Origin of the sequence: Natrarchaeobius oligotrophus (assembly GCF_003841465.1) — an archaeon.
Lineage (GTDB): Archaea > Halobacteriota > Halobacteria > Halobacteriales > Natrialbaceae > Natrarchaeobius > Natrarchaeobius oligotrophus.
The window spans coordinates 466,616-483,297 of record NZ_REFZ01000001.1 but is presented as its reverse complement, the minus strand read 5'-3'; the positions used below and the strand labels follow the sequence as shown (position 1 = coordinate 483,297).

Below are 16,682 nucleotides of genomic sequence, written 5' to 3'. Positions count from 1 at the left end.
AGCCTCGGTCTCGCGCGTGGCCCCTGGGGGGCTTTCCAGTGGACGCGCCGGCGGTCCGATACCTGTCGGCGTCGGGCTCGGCTCGGACGACGCCCACCACGACCGGTCCGGGTCGAACTGGGCTTGGTCGTTTACCTTCGCCGGTGGCCTTCGGCGTCGAGCGCTACGGCGCGTCTTTTGTCCGCCAGGGGCGGGGACCGTCTCCCCGACGTTGAATACGGGAGTTTACTATGTAATTCTTTCTACTTCTGTTCGGGTAAATACCGGGCGCGGAAACGCCGGCAGCTCCGCCGTCTCGTGGATCGACCCGACGTCGAACGACGTTGCCGCCGTCCGTCGTAAGGTCGCAATCGGTAGGATGATACGAAACGGTGTGAACGGAAGCGTTCTCCTATCGTGACGAGGGGGGGTTTCCTCGCCCTCTCCAGCCGATTCGCTCGGTCGCTACGTTCTCTCGCTCACCCTCGCGCGCCGTCGGACTGCGGTTCGTCGGCGACTCACCGCAATCCAACGCGCGCCATCGTCGTATCTTACGGCCGTCGACGAACGCGCACTCGCACGCGCTCGCCGACCGCGAACTCGCGATCCGGACAGACGAGCTTCGCGCCGAAGTCGCCGTCTCGAGCGCAGAACGCCGACAGGCCCGTGACCGGCTCGCCGTCGACGGTCACGACCGCGTCGTCCCAATCGACCGTCCGGCCGTCGACTCGGGAAACCGATCCGAGTCGAACGCCGTTCAGGTGGACGGACGCCGCTCCCTCGAGCGCCCGTTTGCCGCCCGTGACGTACACGCCGCCGCCGTCGTAGTGGGGGAGCCCGCCGTCGAGCACGCCGCGGACCGGTTGGGACCCGTCGATCCGCCGCTCGACGCCGAGACCGACGAACTCCTCGCCCGGGTTCGGGTGCGACGGCGCGTCGAGGACGGCGTACGTCTCGTCCGTCGAAACGACCGTTCCGGTCCCGTCCCACTCGAGCGGTCGGACCTCGCTCTCGAGCGCGAGCGCGAGCGACCCCGACGCCCGCCGGATGTTTTGATCGGGTCGTCGAAAGCCGACGTGGAGGTGGTTGTCGACCCAGGGTGCGAAAAAGCCCGCGCGCAACAGGCTGCCGAGCGACTCGCCCCGCTCGACGCGCTCGCCGACCTCGACCGACGGATCGACGTGGAGAACGCGAGCGACCAGCCCCTCGAGTTCCGGCGGATCGTCGCACTCGAGTGCGAGAACGACGTCGTGGACCGGCGCGTACGGCTTCGCGGGTGCGCGAACGACGTGTCTCTCGCGGACGACGCCGCCGACGGGACTGAGTGCGTCCGTCGTCCGGCCGTCCGCGAGCGTTCCCGGGTAAAGGTCGACCGCGCACCCGTCGTCGTGGGCCGCGTACGGCGAGTTGTAAAGCGAGAATCGCGCGTACCGCGTGAGCAGGGAGTCGGGAAGCGTGACGGCCATCGGATCGGGCTCGCCTGCGTATCCGTGCCGGGAGCGTTTAGGCCCGTCGACCCGAACGTCGCGTATGCGACTCTTCCGCGGTCGGGCGTCCACGATCGAGGCGGATCGACTGGCGAGTCGTCGCCTCCTCTCGAGCGCCGGGGACGAGCCCGCGGTGCGCGTCTGGCGGCCCCACCGGCAGGTCGCCTTCGGCCGGCGGGACGTCGCCCGAAACGGCTACGACCGCGCCCGCGAGGCCGCCCGATTCGCTGGCTTTCCGCCGATCGAACGCGACGTCGGCGGCCGGGCCGTCGCCTACGACGGCGAGACGACGCTCGCGTTCGCCCGCGCCGACCCCGTCGCGGATCCCAGGCGCGGCCTCGACGAGCGCTACGAGCGAGCCACCGCTGCTGTCGAGCGCGCGCTCTCGCAGTTGGGCCTCGAGACGATCCGCGACGAGCCGCCGGACTCGTTCTGTCCGGGCGCGCGCTCGCTCTCGCTCGTCGCGAACGCCACCCGGTCCGAGGGCGCTCGAACGGACGGCGATCCGGCGCCGGGAGAGACGGCGAACGCCCGCAAAGTAGTCGGCATCGCCCAGCGGGTTCGCCAGGAGGCGGCGGTCACGGCCGGAATCGTCGTCGTCGACGGTCGAGAGGAACTCGCCGACGTGCTCGGTGCGGTCTACGACGCGCTCGGACTCTCGCTCGAGCCCGATGCCGTCGGCTCGATCGCGACCGCCGGCGGCCCGGCGGATACCGCCGCCGTTCGAAACGCCCTCGAGACCGAACTGGCCGGCGACGAATCGGTCACGGTGCGACCGGTTTCGGACCTCCTCGACGATTCCGCGGCCGTCGACGACCGGTGACTCGAGCGGTCGGCGGTCGCGTGAAGTAACGTTTTCGGGGCTCCGTCCCGTCGTCTTCGAATATGATGACCCGATCGAGACCGGAGGGGCACCGATGACCGCCGACGCGCCGACGAGCGAGGCGATCTGGACGGAGCTGCTCGAGCACGCCGGGGCGATCGCGGCGGAGTACCGCGACGCCGGCTGGGACGCGGTCGTCCTCGAGCCCGTCGACGTCTCGCCGAGCGAGCGCGAGGAGCGCTTCGGCCTCGACGTCCGCGTCAGCGACGAGGAGTACGACGTCGTCGAGACCCTCGTCGAAAACGAGGACGTCGCGTTCGCGGACGCCGAGGTGTACTACCGACCGCCCGACGGCGACGACAGGCGCTACGCGCTCGTCGTCGAACGCGACGAATCGGTCGAGACGGCCGTCTTCCTGCCGCTGACGTACTCCGTCTCGCGAGCCCGGACGGTCCTCGAGCGAGCGCTGCTCGAAGAGGAGTTGCTCGCTCACGTTCGCCCCGGCGGTGACGCGGAGGACGTCGCTTCCGACGCCGGGAGCGCCGACGTCGATCGGTGGGTCACCTTCTCGCACGACGATCCGTCGCTGTTTCTCGAGGAGTCGGACCTGCGCGAGTGGAGCGACGAGTAGCCGCCGTCACGGCCGAGACGTCGAATCCGGTCGGCGGTGATCCGCCTACTCGTCGTCGCGCTCGCGAAGCTCGTCGCTGGCTTCTCGCACTTCCCGCATCACGCTCGAGATGCGCTCTTCGGCCTCGAGTTCCTCCTCGACGGAGAGGTCGACTCCCTCGACCTCGAGCAGGAATTTCGCGACCTCGGTCGACTCGTACATCACGTCGTCGAGCTCCTCGGCGGTGAAGAAGTCACACATCGCACCGTACAGAAACGTCGCGCCGGCCTTCCGAACCTTCTCCTCGAAGGAGGATCGGGCCTGGTTGACCGCCTGCGGCGTGTAGGTGTCGGTCATGAAGGGAACGAGTTCGGGGAGATTCTCGCCGATCTTGGTCATCTCGACGCCGGTTTCGGTCCGGAAATCCGAACAGAGCCGGGCGATGGCCCACTCGCGGGCCGTGACGTACGTTCGATCGCGGAGGAACTCGTTGACCCGGTCGTACTGGGCCCCGTCCATCTTCTTGAATCGAGCGTACTTCTGGACGTCTTCGGGGACGTCGGACTCCTCGGGTTCGGGGTCGGGGACGCCCGGCATCGCCGCCCCGGCGTCGGCGTCACTACTCGAGTCCGCGTTTCCGGCGTCCGCGTCGGCATCGAGTTCGTCGCCGGGTTCGCCCGTCTCGGGTTCGCTCGAGGTGTCGGTCTCGACGGCCGACGGCCGACCGTTGCGCTCGTCGTCCGTGTCCGCGGGAGCGTCGGACGGCGGCTCCGGTTCCGGTGCATCCGATCCGTCGTTCATGGCCGCCTATTCCGAGACCCGGGGGATAAGGGTTGTTCTCGACGTCGCCGATTCGCGCTGTGGCGGACCGAGTTCGGCCGGCGCGTCGCCGTCGGGAAACGATAAACCCCTTCCGTGTTTTCGCGAGTTCGACCGGATTTAAGTCCGTGAACGGCGTTCGCTACTGTATGACACAGACACCGGTCGTCGTCGAGGCCGTACGGACGCCACAGGGCAAGGAGGACGGCGCGTTCGCGGATCTCCGCAGCGAGGACCTCTCGATACCGTTGATCGACGAGATTCTGTCCGAAACTGGCCTCTCCGGCGAGGACATCGACGACCTGATGTGGGGCTGTGCACAGCAGCGCGGCGAACAGGGTAACAACCTGGCTCGCGTCATCGCGTTGCTCTCGGATCTCGGCGAGGGCGTGCCGGCGACGACGATCAACCGCTGGTGTGCCTCCTCGATGCAGGCGATCACGTCGGCGTCGGACGCGATCGCTGTCGGCAACCGGGACGCGATCCTCGCGGGCGGCGTCGAGAGCATGAGCCGCGTCCAGATGGGCGAGAACACGACGAACGTGCACCCGCGGATGGCCGAACTGTACAACGTCGGGGAACTCCAGATGGGGATGACCGCCGAGACGGTCGCCGAGGAGTACGGCATCGACCGCGAGCAACAGGACGAGTACGCCGCACGGAGCCAGCAGCGCGCCGTCGAGGCCACCGAAGAGGGCCGGTTCGACGACGAGATCGTCCCGGTCGAGACGGACGACGGAACCGTCTCCGAGGACGAAGGACTGCGGCCCGGAACCACCCCCGAGAAGCTCGCGGAACTGCCGAGCGTCTTCAAGGCAGACGGCACCGTCACGCCCGGCAACGCCTCGCAGATCTCCGACGGCGCGGCCGCGGTACTCGTCACCAGCGAGTCATTCGCCGAAGATCACGGCCTCGAGATCCTGGCGGAAGTCGGCGCGAACGCCGTCGCCGGCGTCGACCCGACCGTGATGGGGATCGGCCCCGTCCCGGCGACGCGGGGACTGCTCGAGCGAAACGGCCGGGAGATCGACGACTACGACCTCGTGGAGCTGAACGAGGCCTTCGCGAGCCAGGCGGTCTACTCGCGCGACGAACTCGGCGTCGATCCCGAGCGGTTCAACGTCAACGGCGGCGCGATCGCCATCGGACACCCGCTGGGCGCTTCGGGGGCTCGCCTTCCCGTGACCCTGATCAACGAACTGCGCCGGCGCGGCGGCGGCCAGGGGCTGGCGACGCTGTGCGTCGGCTTCGGCCAGGGTGCGGCGATCGAGTTCGACGTCTACTGAGCGCCACCTGCGACGTCCGCCGATCACATCGCCCCGACGCCTCCCGGTCGGATCGTCCGCGCCGCTCACGGTTCGTTAGGCCGGATTCGGTACCCGTCGCCGCTTTCGACGCTCTTCGGACCGCTTTTCGCTCTCGAGTCGAAACGGTGCGGTATGGACGAACGGGCCGCACTGACGCTCCTGGAGAACGAACTCGAGGCCGCCGGCGACGACGCCGCAGTCGTCGACGGGCTCGTGGTGACGACGGACATGCTCCACGAGCGGACGGACTTTCCGCCGGGGACGACGCGCTACACGGCCGGCTGGCGGGCCGTCGGCGCGTCCCTCTCGGACGTGGCGGCGATGGGCGCGCGAGCGACGGCCGCGGTCGCGGTCTACGCGGCACCGTCGTTCGACCGCGACGAGCTGCTGGCGTTCGTCCGCGGCGCGAGCGACGTCTGCGAACTCGTCGGCGCGGAGTACGTCGGCGGCGACCTCGACGGCCACGAGGAGTTCACCGTCACGACGACCGCGCTCGGCCGGACGGACGACCCGATCCGGCGCAGCGGCGCGCGCCCCGGCGATCTCGTCTGCGTCACCGGAACCCTCGGGCGCAGCGCCGCCGCGCTCGAGCTGTTCGAGCGGGCGAGCGACGCCGACTCGTCGACCGAAGCCGAGCAGCTTCGCGAGCGGGCGAACGACTACTTTCGGTTCGAGCCGCGGGTGGACGCCGGGCTCGCGCTCGCCCCGCACGCCACGGCCGGGATGGACTCGAGCGACGGGCTCGCGCGCTCGCTCCACCAGCTCGGCGAGGCCAGCGACTGCGGGTTCGCGATCGACGCCGCCGACGTGCCTGTCGACGACGGACTCGCCGAGCTGGCGGACGAAGACGGGGCGCTCGAGCGCGCGACGACGTTCGGCGAGGACTTCGAACTGATCGCGACGCTCCCGGCGAACGCCCTCGCGGACGTCCGGGCGGCGACCGACGTCCCGATCTCGCCAATCGGAAGGGTCGTCGATCGCGACGAGGGGATCACGATCGACGGCGAGGAGCTTCCGGACCGAGGGTTCACGCACGGCTGAGACGGTCGAGCCGGACCGGTTCTCGAGTCCGTCCGTGAAATCGGTCCGCTGCACTCGGCTCGTGCGGCTCCGCGACTGCACCGACACCGACGAAGACGCGGCGACGGACGCCGACGGGACGTTATCCGACCGATCGCCCCGCGAGCGGTGAGCGCCGCTTGGCGGGCGGCCGGCTGATCGCTATCGACCCAGCGGGGCTTACGCCTGTTCCAGTTCCTCGCGATACGATTCGGCCGTCTCGAGCGCGCTGTCGATTCGATCGCGGGTCTCGTCGTCGGCGCGTTCGCGCGCCTGTCTGAGCCGGTTGAGGTGGTCGTCGAAGATGGCGTGGTCGGGTTCGCGGTTCCCGTCGGCGTACGATTCGAGTGCATCCGCGACGTCGTCGACGTCCTCGCGGACGTCGTCGCCGGCGGTTTCGGCCGCTCGCTCGAGTTCTCGTCGGGCCTCGCGCAGTCGATCCGACATATCCGTCCGTCCACGAACGACCCCATAACGGTTGGCCGGGCTGGCGCAACGTGCGAGTCGGTCGGTCGCCGCACGATCCGACCGCGCTCGCCGCTCCCCACGTTCATAAGGGAAGACGCGACCAGAGCGGGCATGATCGCTATCGCCGGTGCCAAAGGCGGCTGTGGAAAGACGACGGTGACGGTCGGTCTCGCGAGGGCGCTCTCGCGCGCCGGCGAGCCCACCGTGGCCGTGGACGCGGATCGCCAGCTCCCGAACTTGCACGCCGTCGCCGACGTCGACCGGACGCCGACGCTCGCGGCCCTCGAGGACGACGGCGTCGACGCGGCCGTCCAGGCGCTTTCGGGATCGTCCAGCGCGGGCGTGATCTCGGCCCCTGAGTCCTCCGACCGGATCGACTTCGAACTCGCGCTCGACCGACTCGCCCGCGAGGACGTCGGCGTCCTGCTGGATTGTCCCTCCGGCGGCGGCCCCGACGTCGTGGAGCCGCTCGAGGTCGCCGACGCCGTTCTCGTCGTGACGACCGAGACCGACCGCAGCACGCACGCGGCGCGAACGACGATCGAGATGGCCCGCCGGCTCGACGTTCCCGTCGCGGGCGCGGTCGTCACCCGAAGCGACGGCGTCACCGGCGAGTTCGAATCGGCGCTCGGCGTTCCGGTGCTCGGAACGATTCCCGAACGACGTCCACCGCTACCCGCCGAGGCGACGCGCGCCGCGTTCGATTCCCTCGCCGCGACGCTGTCCGGCTCTCGGACGACTACTCGAGACGAGGTCGACGGCGACCTGCTGTCGACCGGCGTCGACGCCCTCGACGCGGCCCTCGGCGGAGGACTGTCCGCCGGCTCGGTCGTCGCGCTGACCGCGGCGCCCGCGAGCCAGTCCGAACACCTCCTCTACGACCTCACGGAGACCAGGGGGACGCTCTATCTCACCACGGATCGATCTCGGGCGAACGTCGAACGCGCGATCGCCGCAGCACCGGGTCGACTCGGCAATCCGACGGTTCGACGCGTCGCCGGCGACGATCGGCTCTCGCGGGCGGGCGAACTGATCGGGAAGCTCCCCGAGGGCGCGAATCTCGTCGTCGATTCGATGAACGCCCTCGAGCGAACCGATCGCCGCACGTACCGCGAGTTCCTGAACGGCCTCGTCGACCGGATCGACGAGGTCGGCGGCGTTGCGATCTGTCACTGCCTGATCGGCGAGGATCGGCCGGCGAACCGCTCGGTGACGACCCACCTCGTCGACGGCGTCGTCGACCTTCGCTCGTACTCGGCGGGTGCCGGGGCGGCCACCGAACACGCGCTCACGATCTCGAAGCTCCGCGGGAATCGACGGGCCGCGGAGACGGTCTCCCTCGAGTTCGACCGACCGCCGGTCGACGTCGACTCCGAACCGATCGTAACGGGGTAATCGAAGTTCGGCGGCGTCTCGAGCCCGCTACGTCGACGAAGAGCGTTCACTCCCGACTGCGAACGAGCGCGGCGGATCCGGCCGGCCGTCGCTCGCAGCCTCGAATCGTCCGGGCGATCGACTCGAATGACTCGACCGCGTCGTCGTCTGGTGAGACGTCCCGAAGCGCTTGCTGTGTCCGTCGGGCGTCGTCGATCGCCGGTCGTTCCGGGACGACCGCGACCGGCGCTTCGAATCGCGATTCGACCGCGGCGGCGATCGCTTCGCCGCGTCCGTCTCGCGATCGGTTGAGGACGACGACGCCGATCGGCGTCTCGAGTTCGAGCGCGAGTCGTCTGGTCCGAACCGCATCGAGCAACGCGGGCCTGGACGGCGTCGTCACGAGGGCAACGAGGTCCGAACGCGCGAGGACGGTGCCGACGTCGCGAGCGAGGCCGGCCGGACAGTCGACCACGACTCGATCGCACTCGCGCTCGAGCCGTCGAAGCGTTCGCCCGAGTGCCGAGCGGTCCGACGCGCGGACGCCGGAGAGCGTCCGCTCGCACGGAAGCAGTCGGAACGAACCGCGCCGCTCGAGGGCGTCCGCCGGGGCCGTCCGTCCGGCGAGGACCTCCTGGAGGCCGGGGCCCGTCCCGCGCGGAAGATCCGGCGTCGAGAGGTCGGCGTCGACGAGGACCGCCCCGAACTCCCTGGCGAGGTTCGTCGCCACCGTCGATTTGCCGACGCCGCCTTTGCCGCCGCCGACCGCGACGATCATCCGTCGGAGTGCGGTGAGACGACGCGCCTCGGCGGTTTCGATTCCTCGAGCGTCGCGAGTACCTCCTCGTGAGTGCTCCGGTCTGGACGGTCCGCTCGCGTGACGGAGGCCACCTCGAGCGGCGTCGGGATCGGCTCCTCTGGCGTCGCGAAGCCGACGCCGCGTCGCCTCCCCGGCCGGACGACGCTCTCCCAGCCGCCGTCGATCCACTCGGGTTCGGGGGCGTCGACTCGACCCGGCGACCACGTCGGACCGTCGAACCGGCTCTCGAGGCGAATCCGCTGGGGCGTCGTCCGCGAGTTGGTGACGACCGCACCGACCAGCGTCACGTCGTTTCGTCGTTCCGTCCGCGTTTCGACCGAGACCATGTCCCCGCTGGCCGCCCGATCCGATATAAATGACGGCGTTCGACGACCCGGGGGAGTCGGTCCCGGGTCGCGAAATGTGCGATCCAGCGACTCCTCCGGATCGAACGCGGGGGGCGCTATCGCGTCTCGAGGCGGGCGACGACGTCGCGTGGCGGGCAAGCGTGTTCGAATTCGAATACGTTTTTGGCCGTCGCTCTCGAGGGCCTACACGGACAGCGATACCGATGAGTACGCTAGATAGACGAGACATCGACATTCTGTTCGCGATCGCCGAGACCAACTCGTTCAGCACGGAGACGATCCACGAGGCGACCGACATTCCGAAGTCGACCGTTCACTATCGGATTCAGAGCCTGAAGGACGAGGGAGTGGTCGAGAACGACCTGTTCGAACTCGACCGGGAGCGAATCGGCCTCGCGATCACGGTGATCTCGGAAGTGTGGGCGGAGTACGGTGAGGGGTATCACGAGGAGATCGGAACGAAACTCTCGGCGATCGAGGGGGTGAACCAGGTCTACTTCACGATGGGGGACACGGACTTCGTCGTCATCGCCAGACTCACCTCGCGGGACATGGTCGAACGGCTCGTCGAGGATTACGAATCGATCGACGAGATCCGACGCACCAGTTCGAAGTTCGCGATCACGACGATCAAAGAGGACGTCGGCGTCTCCGTTCTCCGGAACTACGAACCCGAGACGCTGCTTGCGGCACAGGGGATTTCGGAGGAATCCGTCTCCGAGGAGTGATCTAGACGGAGAGACGGCCGGCTCGAGCGCCGATTCGGTGGCGTCGCCGCTCGATCGAGTCGTCGCTGGCGCAGCAGTCTCAAACCGAACGGCAGTCTATTTCTCGTGATTGTGAACCAAATCCAACCGATCCGCGGAAGGTAGACTTATCCGTCGCTGTGTGGCGTGTAGTAACACTGTGTTCGACAAGGTACTGATCGCGAACAGAGGAGAGATCGCCGTCCGGATCGTTCACGCCTGTCGCGAGCTGGGCGTCGAGGCGATCGGGGTCTACAGCGACGCCGACGAGGACGCAAAGCACGTCCGCGCGGCCGACGAGGCGTACTACGTGGGCGGGTCGCAGGCGAAAAAGAGCTACCTGAACCGAGAGGCCCTCCTCGACGTGGCGCGGTCTGCCGATGTCGACGCGATCCACCCCGGCTACGGCTTTCTGGCCGAGAGCGAATCGTTCGCAGTGGCCGTCGAGGACAGCGCCTTCGAGTGGATCGGACCGCCGAGCGAGGTGATGGCCGACTTCGGGGAGAAGACGAAAGCGCGATCCATCATGGACCGCGCCGGCGTTCCCATCGTTCCGGGAACGACCGAACCGGTGACGTCGGCGTCCGAAGTGGAGGCGTTCGGCGACCGGTACGGTTACCCGGTCGCCATCAAAGCCGACGGCGGCGGCGGCGGACGCGGCCTCAAGATCGTCCACGAGCCGTCCACGATCGAATCCAAACTCCAGGACGCGAAACGCGAGGGCGAGGCGTACTTCGACAACCCCGCCGTCTATCTCGAGCGCTTTCTCGAGAACTCGCGTCACGTCGAGGTGCAGGTCATCGGCGACCGACACGGGAACGTCCGTCATCTGGGCGAGCGAGACTGCACCATCCAGCGCCGCCAGCAGAAGCTCGTCGAGGAGTCGCCGTCGCCGGCGCTGGACGACGAGACGCGGATCGAACTCTGCGAGGCCGCCCGCCGCGGCGTCGCCGAGGCCGGCTATCGAAACGCCGGCACCGTCGAATTCCTCTACGAGGACGGCGAGTACTACTTCCTCGAGGTCAACGCCCGCATCCAGGTCGAACACCCGGTCACGGAGGAGCTCACCGGCATCGACCTCGTGAAGTGGCAGCTCCGGGTCGCGGCCGGCGAGGAGCTGTCGTTCGCCCAGGACGAAGTCGACCCCCGCGGCACCGCGATCGAGTTCCGAATCAACGCCGAGGATCCGGACAACGATTTCACGCCACTTCCCGGCACGCTGTCGACGTTTCGGCCCCCGACCGGCATCGGCGTCCGCGTCGAGGACGGCGTCGACCAGGGCGACTCGATCGCGCCCTTCTACGACTCCATGTTCGCGAAGCTGATCGTCACCGGCGAGGACAGAGCCGAGGCCATCGCTCGCGGCAAGCGGGCGCTCGAGGACTTCGGGATCGAGGGCGTGCCGACGACGATTCCCTTCCACCGCGAGCTACTCGAGGACCGGGGCTTCCTCGAGAACGAGCACACGACGACGTACGTCGAACGGGAGCTACTGGACGAGTAGCGCCCCTCGTCCGGTCTGTCGTACCGACGGACCGGTACAAGTACAGCGTGGTCGCGGTGGTGGGCACGCGGGAGTGGCTTCCCCCTCGTTTGACCTATCCAGTAGAAACCGCGTGCAATATCGCGAGGACGACGTCTCCAAACCCGGGAACTGGCTCATCTCCTCGAGAACGAGTTGGTTTCGAACTGGCTCTCGCGGAGAGTCCGGCTAGACGATTATTGTCTGCCAACTCATACCGTAACTATGGATACGACACTCGACGACATCGAGTTCCTCGTCAGTTCGGACCATCGGGTGGGGGTGCTCGAGTCCCTGACCGACGGTCCGCGTGACCGAAACGATCTGCGCACTGAAACGGGAGCGTCGTCTCCGACGCTGAGCCGAATTCTCACCGACTTTCAGGATCGCTACTGGATCGAACGAAGTGAGAAGACGTACCAACTGACCGACCTGGGTGAGTTCGTTGCCGACCAGTTCGAGGAGTTCAGGGATTCGATGACGTATCAGCGGCAACTCCGCGAGGTCTGGCCGTGGTTGCCGCACGAAATCGACGGGTTCAGTGTCGACTCGTTCGCTGACGTCGTGGTCTCCCAGCCAGGGCCCGGATACCCCTACAAGCCTATCGAACGGCTCACAGAGCTTATCACAACGACGAAAACGATGAGGGGGTTCGGCATGGCGTTACTCAAGTCGGGGAACTTGGAGCCGTTTTTCGACCAGATTCGAAGTGGCTTGGAGTGTAACTACATCTACCCAACCACCGTTTTGGAAGAGCTCATCCTGTGGGACGAAGAAACCGTCGTGGAGATGGCGGCACGGCCCAACTACACGGTCTTGCTACACGATGAGCTCCCACTCGACGACCGGTGTGGCATCTGCCTGTTCGACGACCGGGTCAGCATCTGCTGTTACGATCCGACAACAGGGACGTTGCAGTCGCTCGTTGATACCGGAAGCGACGAGATGCGTACGTGGGCGGAGTCCTACTACGAACGGTTCCGAGACGAGGCTCGACCGCTCGACGACACAGTCGATCTGCGCTCGGACGAATCGCTCCACTGAACGGCTCCACCCGCTCCGCATTCGTCTCGACGACCGCGCGTTCACGGCGTGAAATATTTCACTAGACATTTATAGATACGTTCGCGGCGTCTCTGCTTTCGTGGTGAGTTCACGTGAGTAATCACGCAAATCGACCGACCGGCTGGCAGCTCGAACAGAACGCCTCCCAAGCCTACGAACGGTATCTTGTGCCGCCGATTTTCGCGCCACGGGCCGACCAGCTCGTCGAAACTGCCGGTATACGCGAGGGAGACCGAGTCCTGGACGTTGCCTGCGGGACCGGCGTCGTGGCGCGTCGGGTTGCATCCCGCGTCGGTACGAGTGGATCCGTCGTGGGCCTCGACATCAACGACGGAATGCTCGCAGTGGCGGAGGAAACCGCTGCCGACAGCAATCCCTCGATCGAGTGGCGACAGGGCGACGCGGTCGATCTCCCGTTCCCCGAGGAAGCCTTCGACGTCGTCTGCTGTCAACAAGCGCTCCAGTTCTTCGACGATCCCGGCGCTGTCGTCGAAGAGATGGACCGCGTCCTCACGGCGGGTGGGCGCGTCGCACTAAGCGTCTGGCGGCCGCTCGATTACCAGCCCGCGTACGTGATACTGGCCGACGCGTTAGAGCGACACGTCGGTGACGAGGCCGGGGCTATGATGCGCTCTCCGTTTCCCGATTGGAACGGCGAGGAGCTGCGAACGCTCGTTCAGGATGCGGGATTCGACGACGTATCGGTCACCATCGACATCGGTTCCGTACGCTATCCGTCGGCCACGGAGTTCGTTCGCCGCGAGGCAGCAAGCTCGCCGCTAGCCGAACCGATCGCTGGCGTCGACCGAGCGGTACGGGACGAACTGGTTCACGACGTTGCGGAAGCGTTGCATCGGTACACCGACGACGACGGAATCGTTTCGCCACTGGAGTCGTACCTCGTCGCCGCAACCCGGTAGCAGTGGCGACCGGTGCGACCTCGCGAATTCCGCGTCCCGTATCCGACGGGCATCGAAAACCGATACTTTTCGCGTCAGCGTTTGCGAGCACGCAGGGAGATGCTCTTCACGCCGTACGTCTGACGCGCGTTCGTCGCCCGGACGGAGACGAACTCGTACCGATTGGCCCCGGGTGACGATCGCCGATAGATTCGCCGGGACAACAGCCGAATTCACACACGGGGTGCAATCGACGATACGCGACGGTACAGCCGTCGCTGGACGTCATCGCACTCGAGTGCGGGCGCAAGCGCGATGGCGTCCAGCGTGTAGTGAGACGTTGGTCGCCGTAATCGATCGTTCGACTCGAGTCGTGACGGACGTTCGTCTCTGAAAGCGGCGATTAACGGCGACGTGCCGTCAATCGCTGGTGTATCACTTTCGGTCCCGCAATTCCTACGTAACAGACATGTGGAGGTTCGATCACACGACCCGCCGACGTCTCCTCAAAGCCACGGGCGGCGTCGGAGCGGCGGCACTCCTCGCTGGCTGTCCCGACGACGAAGAAGAGCCGGAACCTGACGACGAGGAACCGGAACCTGACGACGAACCGGAAGACGACGAGGAACCGGAACCCGACGACGAGGAACCGGAACCTGACGACGAACCGGACGACGAGGAAGCGGTCATCGAGCCCGGTACCCGAATCGAACTCGACGCCCAGACGCCGGGCTGGGTGGGCATCGAGCCCGACGAGATCGCGGACGAGGAGAATCCGACGCTCGCCCTGCAGGAGGGAGAGGAGTACGAAATCGGCTGGGAGGAAGGCGACGGAAGCGTTCACAACATCGAGCTGGTCGACGAAGACGACGAGGTCGTCGACGACTACGAGACCGACGAATCCGACGAAGGCGGCGACGACCAGTTCATCGAGTTCGAGGCGACCGACGAGATCGCCGAGTACGTCTGTCGACCCCACGAGACCACGATGCGCGGTACGATCGAGATCTCCGAAAACGGCGAGGAGACGGACGACGAAGAGGAGACGGACGACGAAGAAGAGAACGGCGAGATGGACGACGAGGAAGACAACGGCGAAGAGATGGACGACGGAGAGAACGACGAGTAACGGACGCTCCCGTTCCGTCGTCGATCGGGGAGCGACCGCTCGATCGAGCCCGTCCCCGCCGCGCGATCTCGAGGCGCGACGTACCGGACAGCGGCCCGTACTCAGCTCTCGCCCTCGAGCGCGAGCATGCCGACGGCGGCGACGCAGTCGGGACAGTACGGTTTCGTGACGGCGACGTACCGCCGTTCGAGCGCGGGACAGGGCTCGCTCGAGAGGCGGATCACCCGATCGTTCGGAATCGGCTCGCCACAGCGGTCGCAGACGGGGTCGGCGAGGTCGTCGGCGCTCCCGGCGGCGTCGGTTCTGGAACTCATCGGCGCTGGCCCCTCGGCCGTGGTTGGCTCCGGAGTCGGGTAACTCGAGGCGGACGGGAGTCGAGCGGGGCCCGGGATCGACTCGAGTTTGGCGGGGCTCGGAGCTGGCTCGAATCGAGCGAGGCTCGAGTCGCGGCTGAGCGGCCGCTGGGACGGCGCTGTGGCTGTTCGATGGCGATACTCGGCTGTCGTGCGAGACCTTTTTGTCTCGGTAGCGGTAACGAAAGCATGGCAGGCCAAATCGCGACGATTTGGAAGCCACCGTCTCGGGTGTCATGACCACCCGGGGCATTTCGTCCGTATGCCCCCACGGCTGCGCTTTTGGAGCGCGATGGCTTCCATTCTGATGGTTGTTCTGGATAATAATATAATTACTGGTGTCTAGTGAAGGAAGAGTGCGTACGGGGGTGAGACGGAGCTAGATACTCGCTCGCTACCCACCGGCTTCGGCGATTTACGTTCTCGCCGCCGGTTCGAATTTGCAGTCTCGCACGCACGAGTCCCGAAATTCTCGTTTTTTCGGTTCTCCGATCGGCCTCCGTCGATCCAAAACTGGACAGGTCTTCGGACAGCAGAGAAGCGTCGATCCAAAGACCGAATATCGATCCGATATGCCCACGGCGGCTCGCGTCTCGCATACAGATCTGAGAGATCTAGGCTGTCGGCGCGTAACACCTGGAGGTTACCCGAACGAAAGCACCATCATAGCATCGGAGACAGATACCACCGCGGAATAATATCCCATAATAGTCGAACTCCCAAATATTATTGGCAGTAAGTATATCGATGATACGTCTATCTATGGATATGTGTGCGAAAATGGGAAGTGAAAACCCACGTCTGACATCCGTGTTGGATAGTCTCACTATTGGAGTTACGTTGCATGATCCTGAAACAGACTACCTTCTCGATGCGAACGATCGAGTAGAACAACTGTTCGGGTATTCCAAAGAAGAACTTCGAAGGATGACCTTCGAGGATTTCACAGCCGTCTCAGTAGGGGTCGACAAAGACGAAATTCGTCATCAAATTCGGACTGCTGCAGGTGGAGAACCACGGTCCTTCGAGCTACAGATCGAACGGGAAAACGGAGAATTTCGATGGGTCACTGTCCACCTGAGTCGTACGACGATCGACGAAAGCGTATACGTGATCGGGCAGATAACCGATATCACCGAATATCGAGTTCGCGAACAGTTACTTCACCTCTTGAATCGCGTTATTCGGCATAATCTTCGAAACGACATGAACCTACTCGTGGGGTATGCGGATCGGGTCAAAACCGCCATCGAAAACGACCAGCTCGAAGAAGAAATTGAAACGATCTCGGATATCGCTACCGAGGTCGGAACGCTCAGTGACTCCCTCGATCAGATCGAGAACATCGTCAAACCGGGTGCGACCCAGCGTGAACCTACCAACCTGCGCTCCGTCGTCCAAACACGTGCCGCGAAGTTTCGTAGGGACTACTCGGAAGTTGATTTGACAGTTGATGCGCCATCCGACGTCTGGGTGATCGCTGATAACGGACTCCAGTACGCGATCGACAATGCTATCGAGAACGCAATTGAGCATACCGATCAGGAGGTGCCAGAAGTCACACTGATGATAGGAAACGACCCGGAGAACAACCAGGGGGTGGTTCAAATCGCAGATAACGGACCTCCGATTCCAGATATTGAAGTAGATGTCTTAGACGACGAGACGAAGGCAAGCAGTACGTATCACGGCTCCGGCGTCGGTCTGTGGGTGATGAAATGGTGCGTTGATTCACTTGGTGGAGCGCTCTCCTTCAAAGAGAACGAACCTCGTGGAAACCTCGTTCAAATCTCACTTCCGACTGCCAGCCTATCCGCAGATGGGACGCAGTAAACCGTCCTCCCCACTGACCGATTCTCTGCTATCGTTCTGATA

General features: G+C 65.6%; 17 protein-coding genes. 11 read left to right on the top strand and 6 right to left on the bottom strand.

The genetic code is table 11. From position 1 onward, the window contains the following. Positions 1 to 530: 530 nt before the first annotated feature. Positions 531 to 1,445 carry a hypothetical protein gene (locus EA472_RS02450; RefSeq protein WP_124189909.1) on the bottom strand — a complete coding sequence of 305 codons (915 nt, stop codon included), beginning with the start codon at positions 1,443 to 1,445 and terminating at the stop codon, positions 531 to 533. A 64-nt stretch (positions 1,446 to 1,509) separates the two neighbouring features. Between EA472_RS02450 and EA472_RS02445 the strand changes: the two genes are divergently transcribed. Then, positions 1,510 to 2,289, top strand: a complete 780-nt coding sequence (locus EA472_RS02445) for a lipoyl protein ligase domain-containing protein (RefSeq protein WP_124189908.1) — start codon at positions 1,510 to 1,512, stop codon at positions 2,287 to 2,289. Between the two features lie 94 nt (positions 2,290 to 2,383). Further along, a complete protein-coding gene (locus tag EA472_RS02440; RefSeq protein WP_124189907.1) occupies positions 2,384 to 2,920 on the top strand; it encodes a DUF7529 family protein in 537 nt (178 codons plus the stop codon). Between the two features lie 45 nt (positions 2,921 to 2,965). Here EA472_RS02440 and EA472_RS02435 read toward each other — a convergent pair whose 3' ends face one another. Further along, on the bottom strand, positions 2,966 to 3,700 hold the full coding sequence (locus EA472_RS02435) for a DUF5806 family protein (protein WP_124189906.1): 735 nt from the start codon (positions 3,698 to 3,700) through the stop codon (positions 2,966 to 2,968). A gap of 167 nt (positions 3,701 to 3,867) precedes the next feature. On the opposite strand from EA472_RS02435, the gene EA472_RS02430 reads away from it, so the two are divergent. Together EA472_RS02430 and thiL are read left to right on the top strand one after the other, a co-directional pair. After that, positions 3,868 to 5,004, top strand: coding sequence for a thiolase family protein (locus tag EA472_RS02430; RefSeq protein ID WP_124189905.1), 1,137 nt, complete (start codon positions 3,868 to 3,870; stop codon positions 5,002 to 5,004). 153 nt (positions 5,005 to 5,157) lie between these two features. Then, complete coding sequence (gene thiL, locus EA472_RS02425) at positions 5,158 to 6,066, top strand: thiamine-phosphate kinase (RefSeq protein ID WP_124189904.1); 909 nt, start codon at positions 5,158 to 5,160, stop codon at positions 6,064 to 6,066. Positions 6,067 to 6,264: 198 nt separating this feature from the next. Here thiL and EA472_RS02420 read toward each other — a convergent pair whose 3' ends face one another. Beyond that, positions 6,265 to 6,531, bottom strand: a complete 267-nt coding sequence (locus tag EA472_RS02420; RefSeq protein ID WP_124189903.1) for a DUF7553 family protein — start codon at positions 6,529 to 6,531, stop codon at positions 6,265 to 6,267. A 132-nt stretch (positions 6,532 to 6,663) separates the two neighbouring features. Here EA472_RS02420 and EA472_RS02415 point away from each other — a divergent pair, with 132 nt between their 5' ends. Continuing rightward, entirely contained in the window at positions 6,664 to 7,947 is a 1,284-nt protein-coding gene (locus tag EA472_RS02415; RefSeq protein WP_124189902.1) for a DUF7125 family protein, read from the top strand. A gap of 46 nt (positions 7,948 to 7,993) precedes the next feature. On the opposite strand, the gene EA472_RS02410 is transcribed toward EA472_RS02415, so the two are convergent. Beyond that, positions 7,994 to 8,704, bottom strand: coding sequence for a MinD/ParA family ATP-binding protein (locus EA472_RS02410; RefSeq protein ID WP_124189901.1), 711 nt, complete (start codon positions 8,702 to 8,704; stop codon positions 7,994 to 7,996). Next, positions 8,701 to 9,072: a DUF7857 domain-containing protein gene (locus EA472_RS02405; RefSeq protein WP_124189900.1), complete on the bottom strand. Its 372-nt coding sequence runs from the start codon at positions 9,070 to 9,072 to the stop codon at positions 8,701 to 8,703. The genes EA472_RS02410 and EA472_RS02405 overlap by 4 nt, the downstream gene beginning before the upstream one ends. A gap of 224 nt (positions 9,073 to 9,296) precedes the next feature. On the opposite strand from EA472_RS02405, the gene EA472_RS02400 reads away from it, so the two are divergent. From EA472_RS02400 to EA472_RS02375, 5 genes are all read left to right on the top strand, one after another. Further along, complete coding sequence (locus tag EA472_RS02400; RefSeq protein WP_124189899.1) at positions 9,297 to 9,821, top strand: Lrp/AsnC family transcriptional regulator; 525 nt, start codon at positions 9,297 to 9,299, stop codon at positions 9,819 to 9,821. A gap of 178 nt (positions 9,822 to 9,999) precedes the next feature. Next, complete coding sequence (locus EA472_RS02395) at positions 10,000 to 11,343, top strand: acetyl-CoA carboxylase biotin carboxylase subunit (protein ID WP_124189898.1); 1,344 nt, start codon at positions 10,000 to 10,002, stop codon at positions 11,341 to 11,343. 243 nt (positions 11,344 to 11,586) lie between these two features. Beyond that, positions 11,587 to 12,405 carry a helix-turn-helix transcriptional regulator gene (locus EA472_RS02390; protein ID WP_124189994.1) on the top strand — a complete coding sequence of 273 codons (819 nt, stop codon included), beginning with the start codon at positions 11,587 to 11,589 and terminating at the stop codon, positions 12,403 to 12,405. A 113-nt stretch (positions 12,406 to 12,518) separates the two neighbouring features. Continuing rightward, positions 12,519 to 13,346 carry a class I SAM-dependent methyltransferase gene (locus EA472_RS02385; RefSeq protein WP_124189897.1) on the top strand — a complete coding sequence of 276 codons (828 nt, stop codon included), beginning with the start codon at positions 12,519 to 12,521 and terminating at the stop codon, positions 13,344 to 13,346. Between the two features lie 448 nt (positions 13,347 to 13,794). Next, a complete protein-coding gene (locus tag EA472_RS02375; protein WP_124189896.1) occupies positions 13,795 to 14,454 on the top strand; it encodes a twin-arginine translocation signal domain-containing protein in 660 nt (219 codons plus the stop codon). Positions 14,455 to 14,555: 101 nt separating this feature from the next. Here the strand turns inward: EA472_RS02375 and EA472_RS02370 are convergent, their stop codons facing one another. Continuing rightward, positions 14,556 to 14,768: a hypothetical protein gene (locus EA472_RS02370; protein ID WP_124189895.1), complete on the bottom strand. Its 213-nt coding sequence runs from the start codon at positions 14,766 to 14,768 to the stop codon at positions 14,556 to 14,558. 819 nt (positions 14,769 to 15,587) lie between these two features. Between EA472_RS02370 and EA472_RS02365 the strand changes: the two genes are divergently transcribed. Next, entirely contained in the window at positions 15,588 to 16,640 is a 1,053-nt protein-coding gene (locus EA472_RS02365) for a PAS domain S-box protein (RefSeq protein WP_124189894.1), read from the top strand. Positions 16,641 to 16,682: the final 42 nt, after the last annotated feature.